Consider the following 20,115-nt stretch of genomic DNA (forward strand, 5'->3'; position numbering starts at 1 on the left):
GCAAGCGCGCAAATTCCGACCTCTCCCCGCGCGGCGGGGAGAGGTGAAAGCTCTGCCACTCCGCAAATCCAAACACGCCTCCGCCCGCCATGAGCCAGCGTCCCGCGTTGAACATTCCCGATGCCCCACCGAGCGACCGCGGGCCGGCGCCGATGACCCGGGCCGGCTTCCGGCACGGCATGCGTCTCGCCCTGCCGGTGATGCCCGGCATGATGGCGATCGCCTTGGCGACCGGGGCGGCCGGCGTGCGCGCCGGCCTGTCGTTCGGCGAGAACCTGGTGATGTGCATCACCATGTTCGCCTCCGCGTCCCAGCTCGTCGTGCTGGAGATCTGGCCGGATCATTTTTCGCCCGGCATCGTGCTCGGGCTGACGCTGATCGCCCTCACCGTCAATGCCCGCATGCTGCTGATCACGGCGACGCTGCGGCCCTGGATGGGCGGCATGCCGCCCTGGATCTACCCGGTGCTGCATCTCACCTCGGACCCGAGCTGGATCGTCGCGACCCGCTACCGCAACGACGGAGGCTCCGATGCCGGCGTGTTCTTCGGAGCCAGCGTGCTGCTCGCCTCGTTCTGGCTGTGCTTCACCCAGCTCGGATTCCTGCTCGGCTCGCTGGTCGCCGACCCGCGGCGCTGGGGCATCGACCTGGTGATGCCGGTGTTCTTCGGCGCCATGCTGGTGCCTTTGTGGCGCGGACGGCGCGCCGCCCTGCCCTGGGTGGTCGCCGGCGCGGTCGCGCTCGCCGTCCAGCAGCTGTTCGGCGGGCTTCTGTACATCGTCGCCGGCGCCGTGGCCGGGGCCGTCACGGGAGGCCTGATGGATGACCGCCGTGACTGATCTCGGCCCCTGGGTGACCATCGCCGCGATGGCGCTCGTCACCTATGCGATGCGGGCCGGCGGCTTCTGGATCATGGGCCGCGTGCCGCTGACCGCGCGGGTGCAGCGCATGCTGGCGGCGCTGCCCGGCTCCATCGTCGCCGCCACCGTGCTGCCGATCGTGGCCAACGGCGGCGTCGTCACGGCGCTCGCGGTCGGCGCCGGTGCCACCGTGATGATGACGGCCCGCAACGACTTCCTCGCCGTCGCGGCCGGCATGGCGGTCGCCGCCGTCGCACGCGCCGCCGGGCTGGAGTAGCATCCGGACGCGTCGCCTCGCGGCGAGAAGTCGAGCCGGAACCCAGCAGCCCCGAGCCGAGGCGACCCCCGTATGCCGACCGAGAACGAGCAAGGCGGCGTGATGCGCCGCCGCAGCGCCGAGCACGAGCGCGTCACCTATGTCGAGCTGTTCTTCGACCTGGTCTTCGTGTTCGCCGTCACCCAGCTTTCCCATCTCCTGCTCGAGCATCCGACGCCGCTCGGCGTGCTGCAGACCGCCATGCTGCTGTCGGCCGTCTGGTGGGTGTGGATCGACACATCCTGGGTGACCAACTGGCTGGACCCGCAGACCGCGCCGGTGCGCATGATGCTGTTCGGGCTGATGCTGGCCGGCCTCGTGCTGTCCACCTCGATCCCGACGGCGTTCGAAGCCCGGGCGCTGCCCTTCGCGCTCGCCTATGTGGGCATGCAGCTCGGCCGCTCGGTCTTCGTGCTGTGTGCGGTGCGCCCGCACAGCCCCGGCGCCTACCTCAACTTCAAGCGCATCACCGCCTGGGCAGCGCTCAGCGCGCCCTTGTGGATCGCCGGCGGCCTGGCCGACGAGGAGGCGCGATATCTGTTTTGGGGCGCAGGCCTCGCCTTGGATTTCGCCGCCCCGGCGACCGGCTTCTGGACGCCCTGGATCGGCGGCTCGTCGACGACCGAATGGGACGTCGAGGGTCATCATCTGGCGGAGCGTTGCGCCCTGTTCACCATCATCGCGCTCGGCGAGTCGATCCTGGTGACCGGCGTGACCTTCGCCCGCATGGAATGGAGCGCGCTCACCATCACGGCCGCCGGCACGGCCTTCGTCGGCAGCATCGCGATGTGGTGGATCTATTTCAACGTCGGCGCCGAGAAGGGCACCGAGCGCATCGCCGCGTCCGACGATCCCGGGCGGCTGGCGCGCCTCGCCTACACCTATGTTCATCTGTTGCCGATCGCCGGCATCATCGTCGCCGCGGTCGCCGACGAGCTGATCCTGGCGCATCCGTCCGGCCACACCGACCTGAAGACGGCGCTCGCCGTGCTGGTCGGCAATGCGCTGTTCCTGGCCGGCAACCTGATCTTCAAGCGCATCCTGTTCGCGCGCCCCGCCCTGTCCCACATGATCGGGCTGGGCCTGACGGCGCTCCTCGCGCCGGCGGCAGCGTGGCTCTCGCCGCTGGCGCTCGCCATGGCCGGCAATGCCGTGCTGATCCTGGTCGCGGCGTGGGAGACCTGGTCGCTGCACGGCGTGACCGAGGAGGAGGTGGAGATCTGATCCGGCGAACCGATCGAGCCGACTCCGTAGCAGCCACGGCGCCCGCGCAAAAACGAAGGCCGGGGCGAGCCCCGGCCTTCGCAGCTATCACGATGCAAGCCTCGCGGGATCAGCCCGCCAGGCCGTGATCCTTCAGCGCCGCGTCGATCTCGTCCAGGGCGGACGGGTCGTCGATGGTCGCCGGCATGGTCCACGGGTCGTGGTCGGCGATCTTCTTCATGGTGCCGCGGAGGATCTTGCCGGAGCGCGTCTTCGGCAGGCGGTTGACGCAGATGGCGATCTTGAAGGCCGCCACCGGGCCGATCTTGTCACGCACCAGCTTGACGATCTCGGCCTCGATGTCGCTCGGCTTCTTGTCGACGCCGGACTTGAGCACGACGAAGCCGCACGGCACCTCGCCCTTGAGCTCGTCCTTGATGCCGATGACGGCGCATTCGGCGACATTGGGATGCGAGGCCAGCACCTCCTCCATCCCGCCGGTCGAGAGGCGATGGCCCGCGACGTTGATGATGTCGTCGGTGCGACCCATGATGTAGAGGTAGCCGTCCTCGTCCTTGAAGCCGGCGTCCGCGGTCTTGTAGTAGCCCGGATACTCGGTGAGGTAGCTCTCCTTGAAGCGGTCGTCCTGCTGCCAAAGCGTCGGCAGGCAGGAGGGCGGCAGCGGCAGCTTGACGACAATCGAGCCCATCTTGTTGGCGGGCAGCTCGTGGCAGCCCTCGTCGACGATGCGCACGTCGTAGCCCGGCATGGCGACGGTCGGCGAGCCGGGTTTCACGGGCAGGCGGCCGAGACCGATCGGGTTGCCGGCGATCGCCCAAGCCGTCTCGGTCTGCCACCAGTGATCGATCACCGGCAGGCCGAGGATGCGCTCGGCCCACATCACCGTGTCGGGATCGGCGCGCTCGCCGGCCAGGAACAGCGCCCGCAGCATCGACAGGTCGTACTGGGCGAGCAGCTTGGCGTCCGGGTCCTCCTTCTTGATCGCCCGGAAGGCGGTCGGCGCCGTGAACATGGTCACGCATTTGTGCTCGGCGATGACGCGCCAGAACGCGCCGGCGTCCGGCGTGCCGATCGGTTTGCCCTCGTACAGGATGGTGGTGCAGCCGTGCAGCAACGGCGCGTAGACGATGTAGCTGTGCCCGACCACCCAGCCGACGTCGGAGGCAGCCCAGTACACCTCGCCCGGGTCGACCCCGTAGAGGTTCTTCATGGTCCATTTCAGCGCGACCATGTGGCCGCCATTGTCGCGCACCACGCCCTTCGGCTTGCCGGTCGTGCCCGAAGTGTAGAGGATGTAGAGCGGATCGGTCGCGGCGACCTGCACGCATTCGGCGACTCGTCCCGACTTCAGCGCGGTGGCGCGCAGCGTCTCCCAGTCGTGGTCGCGGCCCGGGATCAGCTCGGCCTGCGCCTGCGGCCGCTGCAGCACCAGGCACGCCGACGGCTTCTCGGACGCGAACGTGATGGCGGCGTCGAGCAGCGGCTTGTAGGCGATGACGCGGTTGCCCTCGACGCCGCAGCTCGCGGTGAGGATCACCTTCGGCTTGGCGTCGTCGATGCGGGTGGCGAGCTCCTTGGCCGCGAAGCCGCCGAACACCACCGAGTGGATCGCGCCGATGCGGGCGCAGGCCAGCATGCCGATCAGCGCCTCGGGCACCATCGGCATGTACAGGATCACGCGGTCGCCCTTGCCGACGCCGAAGTCGCGCAGGATCGCGGCGAGCGTGCGCACCTCCTGCAGCAGGTCGCCATAGGTGAGGGTGCGCTTGGTGCCGGTGACGGGCGAGTCGTAGATCACGGCCGGCTGCGTCGCGCGGCCGCTCAGGACGTGCCGGTCGACGGCGTTGTAGCAGGTGTTGCAGACGCCACCGACGAACCAGCGGCCGTACGCCCCGGCGTCCGGGTCGAACACGGCCTTCGGCTTCTCGTACCAGTCGATCGCCTCGGCGGCCTCGCCCCAGAAGGCGAGCGGGTCCTTCTGCCAGCCGGCATAGACCTCGTGATAACGGCTGGTGCCGGCGGCCCCTTGCCGGGCGGAGTCCAGATGCAATGCGGATGCGGAATTCGTCACGTCGCTTCCTCCTGATCGGCATGCCCGCGGGTCCCTCGCGTGAGCGAGGGGTCCGGACGCGGCTGCCATTTTCTGTCCCGGGGGCTTTTGGGGGCGATTGTGCCGTACTCGCGCTGGTTTGCAAGAGCGCCGCGCTTAGTCTTTGGTCGCCGCCGGTCCCGCCGCGGTCGGCGGGCGCGTCCGCCGCCCCAGGGCTAATCCGTGCTGGCGTCGCGGGGGCGGATCGGCTTTGATGCGGCCCCGCGCCCCTGTACCTCTCGCCAACTGTCGACCGTGGACATCATCCAAGATCCCGTCTTCTATCTCGTCGCCCTTCCGGCCGTGATGGCGATCGGGCTTTCCAAGGGCGGCTTCGCCGGCGTCGGCACCATGGCGACCCCGCTGCTGGCGCTTTACGCGCCGCCGCTGCAGGCCGCCGCCATCCTGCTGCCGATCGTGATCATCCAGGATCTGATCTCGATCTGGGCCTATCGGCGCGACTGGGATCCGTGGAACCTGAAGATCCTGCTGCCCGGCGCGGCGCTCGGCGTCGGGCTCGCCTGGGCGATCGCGGCCCATGTCTCCGACGACGCGATCCGCATCGCGGTCGGCTTTATCGGGCTCGCCTTCGTGCTGAACGTCTGGTTCGGCCGCCCGCCGGCGACGCTGAAGCGGCCGAACCCGATCGCCGGCGTGTTCTGGGGCGGACTGTCGGGCTTCACCTCGACCCTGTCGCAGGGGGGCGGGCCGCCCTTCCAGGTGTTCGTGCTGCCCCAGAAGCTGCCCAAGCTGCGCCTGGTCGGCACCACCACGATCTTCTTCGCCGTGGTCAATGCGCTCAAGGTGCTGCCCTACTTCGCGCTCGGGCAGTTCACCGGCGAGGCGCTCGGCACCTCGACGCTGCTGCTGCCGCTCGCCGTCGCCACCAACTTCCTCGGCATCTGGCTGGTGCGCCGCACGCCGACCGAGCTGTTCTACAAGATCAGCTACGTCCTGATATTCCTGATCTCGATCGCGCTCCTGTGGCAGGGGCTGTCGCCTTATCTTCCAGGGCGGGGCTGATCCGAAAGGACGAGCGGCGGGACGCCGCACGCTGCTGGACGCGGCTCGCGGCTTCGCTAACCTGGGATCGATTGTCCAGGGAGTGATTTCAGATGAGCCGAACGGCCTACGACACCGATCTCGACCGCAACCCCGCCAACCACCAGCCGCTGACCCCGCTCGTCTTTCTGGAGCGGGCCGCCCGGGTTCATCCCGATCACCTCGCCGTGGTGCACGGGCCGCTGCGCCGGACCTATCGTGATTTCCACACCCGGACAAAAAAGCTCGCCTCGGCCCTGGCGAAGCGGGGCATCGGCCCGGGCGACACCGTCTCGGTGATGCTGGCCAACACGCCGGCCATGCTCGAATGCCACTACGGCGTGCCGATGACGGGCGCGGTGCTCAACACGCTCAACACCCGGCTCGACGCCGCCATCATCGCCTTCTCGCTCGATCACGCCGACGCCAAGGTCGTGATCACGGACCGCGAGTTCTCGCGCGTGATGAAGCCGGCGCTCGCGGCCGCCAAGGTGAAGCCGCTGGTCGTCGACTACGACGACCCGGAATTTTCAGGGCCGGGCGAGCCGCTCGGCGGCCTCGACTACGAGGCCTTCGTGGCCGGCGGCGACGAGGACTTTTCGCGACAGGGGCCGGGCGACGAGTGGGACGCGATCTCGCTCAACTACACCTCGGGCACCACGGGCAATCCCAAGGGCGTCGTCTATCACCACCGCGGCGCCGCGCTCTTGGCGATGGGCAATGTCGTCACCTGCGGCATGACCAAGCACCCGGTCTATCTGTGGACCCTGCCGATGTTCCACTGCAACGGCTGGTGCTTCCCGTGGTCGATCTCGGTGGCGGTCGGCACCCATGTGTGCCTGCGCCAGGTGCGGGCCAGTCTCATGTACGAGCTGATGGCGCAGCACGGCGTCACCCATCTGTGCGGCGCGCCCATCGTGATGTCGACGCTGCTCAACGCCGCCGAGCACGAGCGCCGGCCGCTCGCCGGCCCGGTGCAGTTCTTCACGGCGGCCGCCCCGCCGCCCGAATCCGTGCTGGTCGCCATGAAGGAGGCCGGCTTCGAGGTGACGCATCTCTACGGGCTCACCGAGACCTACGGTCCCGCCGTGATCAACGACTGGCACCGCGACTGGGACGACCTGCCGGTCGCGCAGTGGGGCACCAAGAAGGCGCGCCAGGGCGTGCCCTACATCCCGCTCGACGGCCTGACCGTGAAGGATCCGGCCACCATGGAGGACGTGCCGGCCGACGGTGAGACCCTCGGCGAGGTGATGTTCCGCGGCAATGTGGTGATGAAGGGCTATCTCAAGAACAAGAAGGCCACCGACGAGGCGTTCGCGGGAGGGTGGTTTCATTCCGGCGATCTCGGCGTGATGCATCCGGACGGCTATGTGCAGCTCAAGGACCGGGCCAAGGACATCATCATCTCGGGCGGCGAGAACATCTCGTCGATCGAGGTCGAGGATGCGCTCTACAAGCACCCGGCCGTGGCGGCCGTCGCGGTCGTCGCCAAGCCCGACGAAAAATGGGGCGAGACGCCCTGCGCCTTCGTCGAGCTGCGCGAGGGCCGGAGCGCCAGCCAGGACGAGCTGATGCAGTGGTGCCGCGAGCGCCTCGCCCACTTCAAATGTCCGCGCCACATCCTGTTCGCCGAGATCCCGAAGACCTCGACCGGCAAGATCCAGAAATACAAGCTGCGCGAGATGGCCAGGGAGGCGTGAGGCCCCCGGGCGGCCATGGTTCGAGACGCGGCCTGCGGCCGCTCCTCACCATGAGGCCGCGAGAGTCGGTGCGTCCGCGTCCCGTCGCCTCAATCGCCCTTCAGCCCCAGCCGGCGCACCAGGGCGCTCCACTTCGTCTCCTCGCGGTCGATGTCGGCCGCGTACTCCTCCGGCGTGCTGGTGAGCGGGGCGCCGCCTTCGGCGCGGATGCGCTTGCCGACCTCCTCGGACCTCACCAGCTCCTGGAGGGCGGTGTTGATGCGGGCCACGACGGCGGGCGGCGTGCCGGCCGGCGCCAGCAGACCGTAATGCAGGACCGACTCGAAGCCGGGCAGGCCGGACTCGTCGGCGGTCGGCACCTCGGGCAGCAGCGGGAAGCGCTCGCGGCTCATCACGGCGACGACGCGCAGTGTCTTGGCTTCGATGTTGCCGAGCGCCGGCGCCAGGATGCCGAACGCCACCTGGACGTGGCCGCCGACCAGGTCGTTCATCATCGGCCCCGTCCCCTTGTAGGGGACCAGCGTCACGTCGACCCCGGCGCTGGCCTTGAACAGCTCGGCCGTCATGTAGCCGCCGGTGCCGACCGCCGAGGTACCGATGCTGATCTTGCCGGGCGCCGCCTTGGCGGCCGCGATCACGTCGGCGATGGTCTTGCCCGGGAAGGACGGGTGGGCGAGCAGCACCACCGGCATGGTCGCCATGAGACCGATCGGGGCGAAGTCCTTGCGCGGGTTGTAGCCGGCGGTGGCGAACAGGCTGGGATTGACCGAGATCGTCCCGGTGTGGCCGAGCAGCAGCGTGTAGCCGTCGGGCGCCGCGCGGGCGACGGCCCGCGTCCCGATATTGCCGCCGCCGCCGCCGCGATTGTCGACGACCACCTGCTGGCCGAGCGCCGCCGACAGCTTGTCGGCGACGATGCGGGCCATCGCGTCGTTGCCGCCGCCGGCCGGAAACGGAACGATCAGGGTGACGGGGCGGGTCGGCCAGGCCGGACCGGAGGGCTGTCCGGCCGATGCTCCGCCGGGCTGATTCGCGGGCTGGGCCGCGGCGGCTCCGGGCAGCAGCAGGGCGGCGAGCGCCAGAGCCCGGCGCCGCGACATCTCAGCGCTCATGACGCTTCTCCGTGTTGGTTCCTCGCCGGGGCAGCCAAGCAGGCCGACGGCAGGCCCGCAAGCGTCGCGGCTGGCATCGGAGCCCCGTCTTCACATCGGCGGCAAGATTATCGGCGGGCTCGTCTGCCCGGCCGGTGGAAACCTTTGAAGGTCCAAAAAACAGAACCGCCGGCCTCGTTCCTGAGAGCCGGCGGATCTACCAAACAAAATACGGTGAATTGTTCCGGAACGTCCTCAGTGGATGCTGCTGCTCTGGTGCCGAATCCGGACGATGGCATCCTTGAGCTGCAGTTTACGGCGCTTCAACTCGGCGAGCTGGAGATCATCGGTCGACGGATGCTGGAGGGCCTCCGAAATTTCTGCCTCCAACATCCGGTGACGTTGCTCGAGTTCAGCAAGCGAGACTGTGGCCATGTGGCGATTCTCCTCATGTCAGATTTCTGCCTGACGTGACCAGTCTGCCACGATGACAGTTTGGAGTCGACGGGGATCCGTTGTGCGGCGCACGCCAAGGTTTCGCGGAGGTTGCCGGCCGGACCTTGAGAAACTTGAAAAAATGCCGGTGCCGCGCGATACAATGCGGCGAGAGGCCGCGAGTGTTTCGACCCGGGCATGCCAGGACCGCGGCCGGTGGAGCGGTCCTGTGACGAGAACGGTCCTGTGACCAGAGGTCCGGTGGCGAACGCGGTCCGATGAACGAGAACGAAGCCGACTTCAAGGGACAGCTGGCGCGCCTGCGCCAGGAGCACCGCGACCTCGACGTCGCCATTGCGGTCCTGCAGGACACGCCCGGCTCCGACATTCTTCAGGTCCAGCGCCTGAAGAAGCGGAAGCTCTGGCTGAAGGACCGGATTTCCTTCCTGGAAGACCAGATCACGCCCGACATCATCGCCTGAGCGGCGCCGGCTCGCGGATCGCGGGTCGCGGATTGCAGGTCTAGGCGGACACCCCGTCGCCCGGCCCGCCGGCCCGGCGTCGGTCGCGCTTGCGCAGATACATGGCGGCGTCGGCCCGGGCCAGGGTCGCCGCCGTGGCGCTCGGATCGTCCAGCGCCGCCGTCCCGGCCGAGGCACCGACCCTGATGATGCCGTCGTCCCAGGGCACCGGGGTCGACCCGATATTGGTCTCCAGCAACGTGGCCTTGATGGTCGCGTCCGCGTCGCTGAGGTTCCACAGCAGCACGGCGAACTCGTCGCCGCCGAGCCGGGCCACCACGTCCGAGGTCCGCACATGTCCGCGCAGCACGGTTCCGACCGTCCGCAGCACGGCGTCGCCGGCGGCATGGCCGAAGGTGTCGTTGATCGGCTTGAGTCCGTCGAGGTCGAGATAGACCAGCACCAGCCGGCCGCCGTAGCGCTGGGCATGGGCTGCGGCGCGGGCGAGCTCACGCTCGAAGCCGCGCCGGTTCAGAAGGCCGGTGAGGGGGTCGTGCTCGGCATGCGCCTCGAGCTCGGCGACCCGATCCCGCGTGGCGGCGAGCTCGGCCCGTAACGTCTCCACCTCGCGGGCGAGCCGCTGGGCGATGTCGGCCTCCAGACGGTCGATCTCGCCGGCGAGCTGCCCCGGGGCGGAGCGTGCCTGGGCCGCCGGGCCGGCTGCCTCGGCACTCGGCGCGGCTTCCGCCGGGCGGGCCGCCGTGCGGCCGCGTGCGCCGGTCCGTTCCGTCTGCCGTTTCGCCGATTTGGTCCGCATTGCGGTCGCCGCCCCGTGACGTCCTGGTGTACGTGATTCGCCATTCCGGCCGAAGCCTTCATACCGGCGTACGAATCGGCTGGCGCTCGCTTGCCAGCGGGACGGCCCACCCTATAAAACCGCGCGTCCGGACCGCGCCTGGCGGTCCCCTGCGTCCGAGAGAGTCATGAGCGCGACCCCGGTGGCCATCATCATGGGCAGCCAGTCCGACTGGGGCACCATGCGGCACGCCGCCGAGACGCTCGCCGCCCTCGGGGTCGGCCATGTGACGCGGATCGTCTCGGCCCATCGCACCCCGGACAGGCTGGTCGCTTTCGCCAAAGGGGCCAAGGCGGCCGGCTTCAAGGTGATCGTCGCGGGAGCCGGCGGCGCCGCCCATCTGCCCGGCATGACGGCGGCGATGACCAGCCTGCCGGTGCTCGGCGTGCCGGTGGAATCCAAGGCCCTGTCGGGCGTCGATTCGCTCTACTCCATCGTCCAGATGCCGCCCGGCGTGCCGGTCGGCACGCTCGCGATCGGCCGCGCCGGCGCCGTCAATGCGGCGCTGCTGGCGGCCGCCATCCTGGCGCTCGAGGATCAGGCCCTGGCCGAACGGCTCGACGACTGGCGCCGCCGGCAGACCGAGGCGGTCGCCGCCGAGCCGTCCGAGGAGGCCGCCCCGTGATCGTCGCGCCGCGTCCGCTGGGAGCGGACGCCACCATTGGCATCCTGGGCGGGGGCCAGCTCGGCCGCATGCTGGCGCTCGCCGCCGCCCGGCTCGGCTTCAAGTGCCACGTCCTGTGCCCGGACCCGCAGTCCTGCGCCTTCGACGTGGTGCGCCGCGTCACCGAGGCCGACTACACCGACAAGGAGGCGCTCGATCGTTTCGCCAACGACGTCGACGTCGTCACCTACGAGTTCGAGAACGTCCCGGCCGAGACCGCGACCTTCCTGTCGGCGCGCCGGCCGGTGCTGCCGGACCCGAAGATCCTCGCCACCACCCAGGACCGGCTGCTCGAAAAGACCTTCGTGACGTCGCTCGGCATCGCGGTGGCGCCGTTCGCCGCGGTCGACGATCTCGCCGGTCTCGAGGCCGCGCTGGCGAGCGTCGGCCGTCCGGCCGTGCTGAAGACGCGGCGGTTCGGCTACGACGGCAAGGGCCAGGTGACGATCCGGGCCGGCGACGACCCGGCGGTGGCCTGGGCCGAGATCGGCGAGCAGCCGGCCATCCTCGAAGCCTTCGTGCCGTTCGAGCGCGAGGTCTCCGTCGTGGTCGCCCGCGGTCTCGACGGCACGGTGCAGAGCTTCGACCTGTGCGAGAACGAGCACCGCGACCACATCCTCAAGGTGACGCGGGTTCCGGCGGCCGTGCCGGCCGCGATCGCCGACACGGCGCGAGCGATCGCCGGGCGGATCGCCGAGGCGTTCGGCTATGTCGGCGTCATGGCGGTGGAGATGTTCTGGGTCGCCGAGGGCGGCGGCCGGGTGCTGGTCAACGAGATCGCCCCGCGCGTCCACAATTCCGGCCACTGGACCCAGGACGGCTGCACGGTGTCGCAGTTCGAGCAGCACATCCGCGCGGTCGCCGGCTGGCCGCTCGCCGTGCCGGTCCGCCACGGACGGGCCGAGATGCTCAACCTGATCGGCGCCGAGGTGCACGACCACAAGGCCTGGCTGTCGGTGCCGGGCGCCTCGGTCCACCTCTACGGCAAGCCCGTCGTCCGCCCAGGCCGCAAGATGGGCCACGTCAACCGCGTGTTTCGCGACTGAGGTATTGGTCTTGGGGAGGCCCGGCAGCCCCCGCCTGAATCGTGGCCTTGTCGCGACGCATGATGGACTTTCGTCGCGGCTTCTGCTAAACGCGCGCCCACCTAGGGAGCCCGCGCGATCGTTCGACCGCTGGCGGACCGCCCGCCAGATCAACCGAAAAGCCTCGAGAGGACGCTTCGTGCAGGTACTCGTTCGTGACAACAACGTCGATCAGGCCCTCAAGGCGCTGAAAAAGAAGATGCAGCGAGAGGGCATCTTCCGCGAGATGAAGCTGCGCGGCCACTACGAGAAGCCCTCCGAGCGCAAGGCGCGGGAGAAGGCGGAGGCCATCCGGCGCGCCCGCAAGCTCGCCCGCAAGCGCGCCCAGCGCGAAGGCCTGATCCCCGGCAAGCCGAAGCCCGCCCTGCGGGCCGGCGGTCCGGGCGGGGCCCGCGGCCCGGGTGCCGGTGGCGCCGGCGGCGGCTTCCGCAGCAGCGCCCCGCGCTGATCCGGTCCGGACGGGCGGTAGCTCCGTCCCGTCCGAAATCGCCGACCGAGGCGGCATCGCCGCAAGATTGCCGCCTTTGTCCGTGACCCAGGGCCTGCCGCGCTCGCGCGGCGGTGTCACAGGGCGTCACGAGGAAGACCGATGAAACCGCGGTGCGAACGTCTCGGCTGGTCCGGCCCGAGCTGCGCTGCTGGTCCGGCCCTCCGCCTGCCGATCGGCAAAGCATCCCGCATGCGCGGTCTCGCGGCCCTGTTGGCCGGGGGACTGATGCTGAGCGGCTGCTCGACCATCATGAACATGCCGACCACGATGGTCGACGACTCGGCCTCGGCGGCCTCGCCGGCCAACCTGTCGTCGCTGACCGCGGTGCTGGCCAAGAACCCCAACGATCCGCAGGCCTACAACATGCGCGGCTCGGTGCTGGGCCAGGCCGGGCGCTACCAGGATGCGCTCGCGGATTTCGACAAGGCCATCCAGCTCGATCCCAATTACGCCCAGGCCTACGCCAATCGCGGCCTCGCCTTCCGGCAGACCGGCAAGCTCGACCAGGCGCTCGCCGACTACGACCGCGCGCTGCAGATCGACCCGGCCTATGCGGTGGCGTTCGTCGGCCGCGGCATGGTCCACCGCGACAAGGGCGAGCTCCTGCAGGCCCTGCAGGACTTCAACAAGGCCGTCCAGATCCGGCCCGACAACGCCCAGGCCTACTACAATCGCGGGCTCCTCTATCAGAGCCAGCGCCAGTACCAGTTCGCCATCGACGACTTCTCGACCTCCATCGGCCTGTCGCAGCAGCAGGCCGAGCCGTTCGTCGCCCGCGGCCTGACCTATATGGCGGTCGGCGACCTCAAGGCGGCGGCCGGCGATCTCGACGACGCGGTCCAGCTCGAGCCCGAGAACGCTCAGGCCTGGGCCAGCCGCGGCCTCGCCTACGAGCGGATGAACGACAAGGAGAAGGCAGCCGGCTCCTACGCCCGCGCGATGGGCATCCGGCCCGGCTACCAGTCCGCCATGGACGGCTTCAGGCGCGTCGGCGGCGAGGCCGGAAAGACCTACACGACGTTCAACTGATCCTCACTCGGCCTGATCGGGCGCGCCGGCGAGAAAGTCCCGCACCGCGTCGCGGGCGCCGAAGTCGTCGAGATCCTCGTGGGCGCCTCCGGGGAAGCGCACGAAACGCTTCGGCGCGTGCAGCAGGGCGTAGAGCTGCTCGCCGAAGGCGATCGGGATGACGGTGTCGGCGGTGCCGTGCAGGATCAGGGTCGGCGCCGCCACGGCCGCCGCCCGCTGGTCCGAGCGGTACTGGTCCTTCATCAGCATCCCGATCGGGACGAACGGGTAGGCGAGGCGGGCGACGTCGGCCGTCGACGTGTAGGGCGCCATCAGGATCACCCGGGCGACGGGTCGGCTCGCGGCGAGCGCGACGGCGACGCCGGTGCCGAGCGATTCGCCGTACACGACGATGCGGCCCGCCCCGTATCGCGCCGTGAGAAACGCGTACGCCGCGTCGGCGTCGGCCAGCAGGCCGGTCTCGGTCGGGCTTCCGGTCGAGCCGCCGAAGCCGCGATACGACACCGCCAACAGCCCGAAGCCGTCACGCGCCAGCGCCGCGAAGCGCCGGGCGCGGTGGCGCAGAGCGCCGCCGTTTCCATGCAGGTAGAGGATCACGGGCCGGCTCTCGCGCGGGGCGATGTGCCAGGCAAGGAGGCGCTCGCCGTCCGCCGTGACGAACTCGATCTCCTCGGCCTCCGGCAGCCCGGCCGCCGCCGGCGCGGTGCGCCGCGTCTCCGGCAGGTACATCAGCGAGCGTTGCGCGACATACAGCGCCAGCACCACGCCGGCATAGACGACAGCGGCGGCGATCGCGAGCCGCACCACCACGGTCATTCAAGCACCGCCCGCGTCCCCCGACCGTGTCAGCCGGTCCGCGGCCGGCTCTTGCGCGCCTTGCCGGCCGGCGTGCCGGGCGGGGGCGTGATGCCCCACGAGAACGGGTTCTCGTAGCAGAAGCCGCCATTGCCGCTGATCGCCTGCTGGCACTGCCAAAGATTGGCGAAGTAGCAGTTGTTGCCGCCACCCCAGGCGCCGCCGTACTGCGCGCACCAGGGATAGATCGGGCCGACCGAGGACGGGACCTGGGCGTGGCTCGCCGGCACGCCGACGACAAGCATGGCCGCGGCCAATGCCGCCGTCACGAGATGCGCGCGCATCGCGACCTCCTTCTGAGTTTCGCTTCGAGATTCGACGTGCGCACGGTAGCACGCTGCCCGCCCGGTCGGCAGTCACGGTGTTCACGAGCGCGTGCGGCGGGGCCACGCGTTCGCCGGCGTTTGCCGCGGCGGCGAAGACGCCGGCCGGCTCAGTACGGGCGGTAGTCCTGGCGCGAGCGCCGGCGGTCCTGCCGCTGCTCCGACCCGTAAGCCGAGAACGGGTTCCGGTAGCACCAGCCGCCGTTGCCGCTGATCGCCTGCTGGCACTGCCAGAGATTGGCGAAGTAGCAGTTGGTGGCGCCGGAGCGGCCGCCGTACTGGGCGCACCACGGATAGATGGGGCCGGTCTGGGCCGCGGCCGGCGCGGTGTCGATGGCGAGCACGGCTCCGAGAGCCGCGAGCGCGAGCAGGGAGGAGCGCATCGGAAACTCCATGGATCGTTTCGCGCGCGGACGATCTGCCCGCCGCGGTTGTGTCTCTACAAAACCGCGGCGGACCGTTTTGTTCAGATGGGTCGCGGCGGCGCCCCCTGGCGCGTCGCTCACTCCCGGTTGGGCGTGAAGCCGCAAGCCATGCCGGCGATGATCATGCGCTGGATGTTGGAGGTGCCCTCGACGATCTGCAGCGACTTCGCGTCCCGATAGAATCGCTCGGCCGGGTACTCGGTGGAGAAGCCGTAGGACCCGAAGATCTTCATGCACTCGTTGGCCGCGTGCACGGCCGCCTCCGAGGCGAACAGCTTGGCGACCGAGGTCTCGTACTGGCTCGGCTTGCCCTGGTCCTTCAGCCAAGCGGCGCGATACACCAGAAGCTGCGCGGCCTGGTGCTCCGCGACCATGTCGGCGATCTGGGCCTGCACCATCTGGTGCTGCGAGATCGGCTTGCCGAACTGGGTGCGGCCGTTGGCGTAGTCCACCGCCAGATCGAGGCAGCCGCCGGCGACGCCGAGCGCGCCCGCCGCGCAGCCGAGCCGCGTCTGGTTGAGCTGCCACATGCAGATCCGGAAGCCGTCGCCCGGCTGTCCGAGCACGTTCTCCTTCGGCACCTTCATGCCGTCGAACACGAACTCGCCGGTCGGCGCGCAGTGCAGCCCGAGCTTGGTCTCGATCGGCCGCGCCGTCACGCCCGCCCAGGCTTTCGGCTCGATGATGAAGGCCGTCATTCCCTTGTTGCCGGCGGAGCGGTCCGTGTAGGCGTAGAGCAGTCCGGCGTGCCCGACATGCGCCTGCGAGATCCACATCTTGGTGCCGTGCACCTCGTAATGGTCGCCCTTGTCGATCGCATGCGTCTTCATCGAGGCGACGTCGGAGCCGGTGTTCGGCTCGGTCATGGCGAAGAAGCCGAGCTGCGTGCCGGCGACCCAGCCGGGCACGTATCTGCTTCTCTGCTCCGCCGTGCCGAATTTCGTGACGGTGAGCGCGGGCCCGAGATTCTGCATGTTGAAGGGCAGCCGCCACGAGGCGGAGATCGTGGCGATCTGCTCGGCCATCAGCACGGATTCGAGAAAGCCGAGGCCGGTGCCGCCGAGATCCTCGGGCAGGGCGCAGCCGAAGAAGCCGAGCTCGCCCATCCTGGCGACGCGCTCGGGCTTGAACGCGTGAGCCTTCTCCTCCTCGGCGAGGGTCGGTGCGATGTCCTCCAGCGCGAAGCGCCGCGCCGTCTCCTGGACCATGCGTTGCTCGTCGTTCAGATCGAAATGCATCGGAATCCCGCGTTCGGCTCGTGGATCTGGATGGCGGCCGCCTCAGTCGATCAGCAGCAGCAGGTCGCCGCTGGCGACGGCCGCCTTCTCCCGCACCCGCACCGCGACGACGGTGCCGGCGCATGGCGCATAGACCAGATGCTCGGTTCCGGCGGACGCCAGCACGGCGAGCTCGTCGTCGGCCTCGACGGTCGCGCCCGGCTCGACCAGCACGGACTGCACGGTCCCGGCCAGCGGCGCGCGTATCTCTTCGGCCATCGGCTCACCCCTCGACTGCCCCAGCCGCGGGCGAAAAGCCCGGGCCGCAGCCCGCGCAGTCAATCACCGCCGGGCCGCCGAGGGCAACCCGTCCGAAGGGAGCAGTGGTGACGGCAGGACGATCGTGGCCGCGTGCGGCCCGCGTCAGTGCTTCAGCTCGGAGATCGGGTCGCCGGGTTCCCAGCCGAGGGCGAAGCGGCCTTCCTCGGTCATGCGCTCGGGACTCCAGGGCGGGTCCCACAACAGACGCACCCGGATGCTGCGCGTCTCGGCGAACTGCTTGCGCAGGGCGGTCTTGGCGGCCTGCGCCATCGCCTCGCCGAACGGGCAGGTCGGCGCCGTGGTGGTCATGTCGACCACGATGCCGTCGGCCGTCCAGTCGGCCCGATAGACCAGGCCGAGATCGACGATGCTGATGCCCATCTCGGGATCGAGCACGTCTTTCAGGGCCTGCAGGATGTCTGAGTCGCTCATGAACCGTCCTTGCAGGCGTGCCGGGGTCGGCGGAGCCGTGAGATGTCGATATCGAGCCGCCCGATACAGGCCGCGGTCCGGCCGAACACCGGGCCGCACAGCAATTGGGCAGGCGGTCGGCCGGCCGGCTTTGTCATAGGTCAAAGACCACGCTGGCTTGGATCAATTCTCGTTCTAAACCAGCGGTCTGGGGCGCGCCTTGCACCCCCGCGGCTGGACCGTTCAAGACCCCTGCTCGGAGACCAGCACCCAGTCGCCCTTGCGGATCTCCAGCAGGCGCAGCGCCGAGAGGTCGAGCCCGGTGTGGTCGCTCGGCGACATGGTGACCACGCCGCCCGTGCCGACATGGCCGCGGGTCCGCTCCAGCTCGTCGCGCAGCTTGGCCGGCTCGGTGCTGCCGGCCCGCTTGGCGGCCTCGACCACCAGCATCAGGCCGTCAAAGGCGTGGCCGCCGAATGCCGAGACCGGCTGCCCGGTCTTCTGCTGCCAGGTGCGCGCATAGTCCTGAACCACCGCCTTCTGCGGATCGCCGTCGCCGAGCTTGTCGGCGACCAGCAGCGCGGCGGCGGGCAGCCGCACCCCCTCGGCCGCCGGGCCGGCCAGTGCGATGAACTGCTTCGAGGCGACGCCGTGGCTCTGATAGAGCGGCAGCGTGATGCCGAGCTGGCGGTAGCTGCGCGTGACGATCGCCGGCCCCTGGCCGTGACCCGCCACCACCACGGCCTGCAGGCCGGACTTGCGCTTCACGGCCGTGAGCTGCGCCGTCACGTCGGTATCGGCCGGGCCGTAGGTCTCCTCGAGCGCGACCGTGATGCCGGCCGCCGGCGCGGCCTTGACGCATTGCTCGCGCATCGAGCGGCCGAACGCGTCGGTGCCGGAGACGATCGCGATCGTCGTCAGCTTGCGCCGCTTGAGATCGGCGAAAATCTTCTCGCAGGCCATGCGGTCGGTGTGCGGCGTCTTGAACACCCATTTGCGCACCGGCTCGACGATCTGCACGGCACCGGCGAGCGACACGAAGGGCACCTGCGCGGCCTCGAACACCGGGATCATGGCGAGAGTCGTCGCCGTCGTGGTGCCGCCGATCACGGCCGCCACCTTGTCCTGGTCGACCAGCCGCTGGGCGAGGCTGCGCGCCGTCTCGGGCTCGCCGCCGTCGTCGTGGAGGATCAGATCGATCTTCTCGCCGTTCAGGCCGCCGGCCGCATTGATGGCCTCGACCCAGAGCTCCAGGGTGCGCTTCTCCGGCGCCCCCAGATACTCGGCCAGCCCGGTGGCCGAGACCACGGCGCCGATCTTCACGTCGGCGCGGGCCGGGGCGGCGATCGTCGACAGCGCGAAAGTCAGCGTGAACAGGCCGGCCGAGACGAATCGGCGAGTGGCGGACATGCGAGGGCTCCCTCCAGGCGACAGCAGTTTCCGTCCCGATATCTTGGTCTTGTTGTTGGTATGGCGATCTTGACGGCTGCGGTGGGCGAGCGCAAGCGTCCGCCGCGGGCGGGCGCCGGGTCACTTCGAGGTCAAATTCACGACGAGGTCCGAGTCACGACGAGGTCGGAGTCACGCGGAGGGCGCGGTTTCGACCGAGCAGGCCCTCTCCTCTCAGAACGGCTCGCCCGAGCGGCGGACGTAGCGCGAGCCCTGCGCGTCGCGGCGCATCTGCATGTCGACGCCCGGATAGTCGACGGTCTCGACGGGCGCCTTGGTGCCGACCTCGAGCACGACCGCATCGCGGTCGGACCGATTGACCAGGCTGTGGCCGTCGGCGACACCCGCCTTCCAGGCCGCGGCGTCGCCGGCCCGCAGCACGGTCTCGCCGGTCTCCTCGCACAGCACCACCTCGCCCTCGAGCACGTAGACGAACTCGTCCTCGGCGGCGTGCCAGTGGCGTTGCGACGACGCGACGCCCGGCGGCAGCCGGCACAGGTTCACGCCGAACTGCGACAGCCCCGCCGCCGGACCGAGCCGCTTTCGCGCCCGGCCGGCGATGGCGGCGCGGAACTGCGGCGGATATCCGGTCCCGGTGTCGAGCGGAATGGCGTCGATGTCGATCTTCGGCATGGGGGCTTTCCTGAGGGACGAGTGACCGGGGCCGGACCAGCGGCTCAGCCGGCCGCTTTCTTGGCGAGACGCTGGTCGAAGCGCGCCGTGTCGATCAGGGCGCGCACATGGGTGCCGGCGCCGATCACCTCGACGGCGTCGCGGGCCGTCACGCGGAACGTCAGGCTGCGGCCGTCGATCGCGACCAGCTCGGCCTCGGCCTCGACCCGCATGCCGAGCGGCGTCGCGGCACGGTGATCGACGTCGAGCCGGGTGCCGACGCTCTGCTGACCCTCGGGCAGCGCTGCCGCGACCGCGTCGACGGCGGCCGCCTCCATCAGCGTGACCATCACGGGCGTGGCGAGCGCCGTCACGCCGCCGCTGCCGACCCGCACGGCCGTGTGCTCCTCGCCCACCACGAGAGCGGCGCGTCCTTTCAGTCCGACGAAGAGGCCCCCCGGCTCGCTCATCTGTCCTGTTCCGACGTTTGAAAACCCGTGCGCGCCATGGCACCGACGCCGCAGCCGCTCAAAATCGCATCGCGGTTAGTGCCGCTTAACCGCTTCTTTACCGTGCTCCGTCGAAAGTCGGGATCAGGATCGCTGATCACGTTCCGAGTCCACCGTTCGTTAACGAACCGGGCTCGGCGCGCCCTTCGCGGTTCAGTTTCGATGCGTATGAGCCGGGTAACCACATGACAGGCGCGCCAGGGTACGTCAAAGGGGGTCGCCGCGACGCGCGGGATGCGGCTCCCGACGCGGCACGTCGGACCGGATCCTCGTTCCGGCGATGGTTGAGCTCGGTGATTCCGGAAGACCAGGCCGGTGAGCCGGCCTTCGTCTCGGCACCGCCGATGCCCGATTCCGCTCCGTCCGTCGCGGTCGCCCCGGCCGAGCCGCCGATGCAGCGCGACGTCGTGCGCGAGGAGCGTCCGGCCGAGGCGCCTCCGCCGCGCCGGTCGGCGCCGGACCGCGACCTCGTCGCCCTGTGCAATCGGTTCGAAGGCATCACCCGGCAGCTCGAGCGGCTCGTCCAGACCACGCTGGAGCCGGACGGCAAGCCGGCCGCGGCGCCCGGTGCGCCCGACGACAGCCCGCTCGCCCGCGCCGTGGCCGACCTCAAGGGCATCACGCTCGGCACCGGCACGTCGGACGCCGG

24 protein-coding genes are annotated in these 20,115 nt (G+C 69.9%); 11 read left to right on the forward strand and 13 right to left on the reverse strand.

The window, feature by feature from the left end; all coding sequences use genetic code 11:
• Positions 1 to 89 precede the first annotated feature (89 nt).
• The 3 genes from CH341_RS13995 (at position 90) to CH341_RS14005 (ending at position 2,400) form a co-directional block, all read left to right on the forward strand.
• Positions 90 to 839, forward strand: a complete 750-nt coding sequence (locus CH341_RS13995; protein WP_111419633.1) for an AzlC family ABC transporter permease — start codon at positions 90 to 92, stop codon at positions 837 to 839.
• Positions 823 to 1,137: an AzlD family protein gene (locus tag CH341_RS14000; RefSeq protein WP_111419634.1), complete on the forward strand. Its 315-nt coding sequence runs from the start codon at positions 823 to 825 to the stop codon at positions 1,135 to 1,137. The genes CH341_RS13995 and CH341_RS14000 overlap by 17 nt, the downstream gene beginning before the upstream one ends.
• Before the next feature lie 72 nt (positions 1,138 to 1,209).
• Positions 1,210 to 2,400 carry a low temperature requirement protein A gene (locus CH341_RS14005; protein ID WP_245431047.1) on the forward strand — a complete coding sequence of 397 codons (1,191 nt, stop codon included), beginning with the start codon at positions 1,210 to 1,212 and terminating at the stop codon, positions 2,398 to 2,400.
• 109 nt (positions 2,401 to 2,509) lie between these two features.
• Here the strand turns inward: CH341_RS14005 and CH341_RS14010 are convergent, their stop codons facing one another.
• Positions 2,510 to 4,471 (reverse strand): propionyl-CoA synthetase, encoded by a 1,962-nt coding sequence (locus CH341_RS14010; RefSeq protein WP_281022739.1) that lies wholly within the window; start codon positions 4,469 to 4,471, stop codon positions 2,510 to 2,512.
• Positions 4,472 to 4,744: 273 nt separating this feature from the next.
• On the opposite strand from CH341_RS14010, the gene CH341_RS14015 reads away from it, so the two are divergent.
• Together CH341_RS14015 and CH341_RS14020 are read left to right on the forward strand one after the other, a co-directional pair.
• Entirely contained in the window at positions 4,745 to 5,512 is a 768-nt protein-coding gene (locus tag CH341_RS14015; protein WP_245431048.1) for a sulfite exporter TauE/SafE family protein, read from the forward strand.
• A gap of 92 nt (positions 5,513 to 5,604) precedes the next feature.
• Positions 5,605 to 7,233: an acyl-CoA synthetase gene (locus CH341_RS14020; protein ID WP_111419636.1), complete on the forward strand. Its 1,629-nt coding sequence runs from the start codon at positions 5,605 to 5,607 to the stop codon at positions 7,231 to 7,233.
• Positions 7,234 to 7,322: 89 nt separating this feature from the next.
• Here the strand turns inward: CH341_RS14020 and CH341_RS14025 are convergent, their stop codons facing one another.
• Together CH341_RS14025 and CH341_RS14030 are read right to left on the reverse strand one after the other, a co-directional pair.
• Positions 7,323 to 8,345, reverse strand: coding sequence for a Bug family tripartite tricarboxylate transporter substrate binding protein (locus tag CH341_RS14025; protein WP_111419637.1), 1,023 nt, complete (start codon positions 8,343 to 8,345; stop codon positions 7,323 to 7,325).
• Positions 8,346 to 8,579: 234 nt separating this feature from the next.
• On the reverse strand, positions 8,580 to 8,759 hold the full coding sequence (locus CH341_RS14030) for a YdcH family protein (protein WP_111419638.1): 180 nt from the start codon (positions 8,757 to 8,759) through the stop codon (positions 8,580 to 8,582).
• Between the two features lie 278 nt (positions 8,760 to 9,037).
• Between CH341_RS14030 and CH341_RS14035 the strand changes: the two genes are divergently transcribed.
• Complete coding sequence (locus tag CH341_RS14035; protein WP_111419639.1) at positions 9,038 to 9,241, forward strand: YdcH family protein; 204 nt, start codon at positions 9,038 to 9,040, stop codon at positions 9,239 to 9,241.
• Positions 9,242 to 9,281: 40 nt separating this feature from the next.
• Here the strand turns inward: CH341_RS14035 and CH341_RS14040 are convergent, their stop codons facing one another.
• Positions 9,282 to 10,037 carry a GGDEF domain-containing protein gene (locus CH341_RS14040; protein WP_111419640.1) on the reverse strand — a complete coding sequence of 252 codons (756 nt, stop codon included), beginning with the start codon at positions 10,035 to 10,037 and terminating at the stop codon, positions 9,282 to 9,284.
• 166 nt (positions 10,038 to 10,203) lie between these two features.
• Here CH341_RS14040 and purE point away from each other — a divergent pair, with 166 nt between their 5' ends.
• The 4 genes from purE (at position 10,204) to CH341_RS14060 (ending at position 13,344) form a co-directional block, all read left to right on the forward strand.
• A complete protein-coding gene (gene purE / locus CH341_RS14045) occupies positions 10,204 to 10,701 on the forward strand; it encodes a 5-(carboxyamino)imidazole ribonucleotide mutase (RefSeq protein ID WP_111419641.1) in 498 nt (165 codons plus the stop codon).
• The gene (locus CH341_RS14050; protein WP_425376182.1) at positions 10,701 to 11,786 is read left to right on the forward strand and encodes a 5-(carboxyamino)imidazole ribonucleotide synthase; all 1,086 of its coding nucleotides are present in this window, start codon (positions 10,701 to 10,703) and stop codon (positions 11,784 to 11,786) included. The genes purE and CH341_RS14050 overlap by 1 nt, the downstream gene beginning before the upstream one ends.
• Positions 11,787 to 11,964: 178 nt before the next feature.
• Complete coding sequence (gene rpsU, locus CH341_RS14055; RefSeq protein WP_111419643.1) at positions 11,965 to 12,273, forward strand: 30S ribosomal protein S21; 309 nt, start codon at positions 11,965 to 11,967, stop codon at positions 12,271 to 12,273.
• Positions 12,274 to 12,504: 231 nt separating this feature from the next.
• The gene (locus tag CH341_RS14060; RefSeq protein ID WP_210208292.1) at positions 12,505 to 13,344 is read left to right on the forward strand and encodes a tetratricopeptide repeat protein; all 840 of its coding nucleotides are present in this window, start codon (positions 12,505 to 12,507) and stop codon (positions 13,342 to 13,344) included.
• 3 nt (positions 13,345 to 13,347) lie between these two features.
• Here CH341_RS14060 and CH341_RS14065 read toward each other — a convergent pair whose 3' ends face one another.
• The 9 genes from CH341_RS14065 to CH341_RS14105 all read right to left on the reverse strand — a co-directional run bounded on the left by CH341_RS14065 (position 13,348) and on the right by CH341_RS14105 (position 19,427).
• Positions 13,348 to 14,160 carry an alpha/beta hydrolase gene (locus CH341_RS14065; RefSeq protein ID WP_111419644.1) on the reverse strand — a complete coding sequence of 271 codons (813 nt, stop codon included), beginning with the start codon at positions 14,158 to 14,160 and terminating at the stop codon, positions 13,348 to 13,350.
• A gap of 29 nt (positions 14,161 to 14,189) precedes the next feature.
• A complete protein-coding gene (locus CH341_RS14070) occupies positions 14,190 to 14,483 on the reverse strand; it encodes a DUF3551 domain-containing protein (RefSeq protein ID WP_111419645.1) in 294 nt (97 codons plus the stop codon).
• A gap of 149 nt (positions 14,484 to 14,632) precedes the next feature.
• Positions 14,633 to 14,905: a DUF3551 domain-containing protein gene (locus CH341_RS14075; protein WP_111419655.1), complete on the reverse strand. Its 273-nt coding sequence runs from the start codon at positions 14,903 to 14,905 to the stop codon at positions 14,633 to 14,635.
• Between the two features lie 119 nt (positions 14,906 to 15,024).
• Positions 15,025 to 16,185: an acyl-CoA dehydrogenase family protein gene (locus CH341_RS14080; protein WP_111419646.1), complete on the reverse strand. Its 1,161-nt coding sequence runs from the start codon at positions 16,183 to 16,185 to the stop codon at positions 15,025 to 15,027.
• A gap of 42 nt (positions 16,186 to 16,227) precedes the next feature.
• A complete protein-coding gene (locus CH341_RS14085) occupies positions 16,228 to 16,443 on the reverse strand; it encodes an acyl-CoA carboxylase biotin carboxyl carrier protein subunit (RefSeq protein ID WP_111419647.1) in 216 nt (71 codons plus the stop codon).
• 144 nt (positions 16,444 to 16,587) lie between these two features.
• A complete protein-coding gene (locus CH341_RS14090) occupies positions 16,588 to 16,917 on the reverse strand; it encodes a metal-sulfur cluster assembly factor (RefSeq protein WP_111419648.1) in 330 nt (109 codons plus the stop codon).
• A gap of 222 nt (positions 16,918 to 17,139) precedes the next feature.
• Entirely contained in the window at positions 17,140 to 18,306 is a 1,167-nt protein-coding gene (locus tag CH341_RS14095) for an ABC transporter substrate-binding protein (RefSeq protein ID WP_111419649.1), read from the reverse strand.
• Between the two features lie 213 nt (positions 18,307 to 18,519).
• Positions 18,520 to 18,978, reverse strand: a complete 459-nt coding sequence (locus CH341_RS14100) for a cupin domain-containing protein (RefSeq protein ID WP_111419650.1) — start codon at positions 18,976 to 18,978, stop codon at positions 18,520 to 18,522.
• 44 nt (positions 18,979 to 19,022) lie between these two features.
• On the reverse strand, positions 19,023 to 19,427 hold the full coding sequence (locus tag CH341_RS14105; protein WP_111419651.1) for a thioesterase family protein: 405 nt from the start codon (positions 19,425 to 19,427) through the stop codon (positions 19,023 to 19,025).
• A 383-nt stretch (positions 19,428 to 19,810) separates the two neighbouring features.
• Here CH341_RS14105 and CH341_RS35265 point away from each other — a divergent pair.
• Positions 19,811 to 20,115: hypothetical protein (locus CH341_RS35265; RefSeq protein WP_425376181.1), on the forward strand; the 305-nt coding region annotated here is incomplete at its 3' end.

The sequence above is a fragment of the Rhodoplanes roseus genome (genome assembly GCF_003258865.1).
Classification (GTDB): domain Bacteria; phylum Pseudomonadota; class Alphaproteobacteria; order Rhizobiales; family Xanthobacteraceae; genus Rhodoplanes; species Rhodoplanes roseus.

What these genes read in the sequence shown, in the direction of transcription:
- CH341_RS13995 (WP_111419633.1), top strand. Translation starts at nt 90, where the DNA reads ATGAGCCAGCGTCCCGCGTTGAACATTCCCGATGCCCCACCGAGCGAC.
- CH341_RS14000 (WP_111419634.1), top strand. Translation starts at nt 823, where the DNA reads ATGACCGCCGTGACTGATCTCGGCCCCTGGGTGACCATCGCCGCGATG.
- CH341_RS14005 (WP_245431047.1), top strand. Translation starts at nt 1,210, where the DNA reads ATGCCGACCGAGAACGAGCAAGGCGGCGTGATGCGCCGCCGCAGCGCC.
- CH341_RS14020 (WP_111419636.1), top strand. Translation starts at nt 5,605, where the DNA reads ATGAGCCGAACGGCCTACGACACCGATCTCGACCGCAACCCCGCCAAC.
- CH341_RS14025 (WP_111419637.1), bottom strand. Translation starts at nt 8,345, where the DNA reads ATGAGCGCTGAGATGTCGCGGCGCCGGGCTCTGGCGCTCGCCGCCCTG.
- CH341_RS14030 (WP_111419638.1), bottom strand. Translation starts at nt 8,759, where the DNA reads ATGGCCACAGTCTCGCTTGCTGAACTCGAGCAACGTCACCGGATGTTG.
- CH341_RS14035 (WP_111419639.1), top strand. Translation starts at nt 9,038, where the DNA reads ATGAACGAGAACGAAGCCGACTTCAAGGGACAGCTGGCGCGCCTGCGC.
- CH341_RS14040 (WP_111419640.1), bottom strand. Translation starts at nt 10,037, where the DNA reads ATGCGGACCAAATCGGCGAAACGGCAGACGGAACGGACCGGCGCACGC.
- purE (WP_111419641.1), top strand. Translation starts at nt 10,204, where the DNA reads ATGAGCGCGACCCCGGTGGCCATCATCATGGGCAGCCAGTCCGACTGG.
- CH341_RS14060 (WP_210208292.1), top strand. Translation starts at nt 12,505, where the DNA reads ATGCGCGGTCTCGCGGCCCTGTTGGCCGGGGGACTGATGCTGAGCGGC.
- CH341_RS14065 (WP_111419644.1), bottom strand. Translation starts at nt 14,160, where the DNA reads ATGACCGTGGTGGTGCGGCTCGCGATCGCCGCCGCTGTCGTCTATGCC.
- CH341_RS14070 (WP_111419645.1), bottom strand. Translation starts at nt 14,483, where the DNA reads ATGCGCGCGCATCTCGTGACGGCGGCATTGGCCGCGGCCATGCTTGTC.
- CH341_RS14075 (WP_111419655.1), bottom strand. Translation starts at nt 14,905, where the DNA reads ATGCGCTCCTCCCTGCTCGCGCTCGCGGCTCTCGGAGCCGTGCTCGCC.
- CH341_RS14080 (WP_111419646.1), bottom strand. Translation starts at nt 16,185, where the DNA reads ATGCATTTCGATCTGAACGACGAGCAACGCATGGTCCAGGAGACGGCG.
- CH341_RS14085 (WP_111419647.1), bottom strand. Translation starts at nt 16,443, where the DNA reads ATGGCCGAAGAGATACGCGCGCCGCTGGCCGGGACCGTGCAGTCCGTG.
- CH341_RS14090 (WP_111419648.1), bottom strand. Translation starts at nt 16,917, where the DNA reads ATGAGCGACTCAGACATCCTGCAGGCCCTGAAAGACGTGCTCGATCCC.
- CH341_RS14095 (WP_111419649.1), bottom strand. Translation starts at nt 18,306, where the DNA reads ATGTCCGCCACTCGCCGATTCGTCTCGGCCGGCCTGTTCACGCTGACT.
- CH341_RS14100 (WP_111419650.1), bottom strand. Translation starts at nt 18,978, where the DNA reads ATGCCGAAGATCGACATCGACGCCATTCCGCTCGACACCGGGACCGGA.
- CH341_RS14105 (WP_111419651.1), bottom strand. Translation starts at nt 19,427, where the DNA reads ATGAGCGAGCCGGGGGGCCTCTTCGTCGGACTGAAAGGACGCGCCGCT.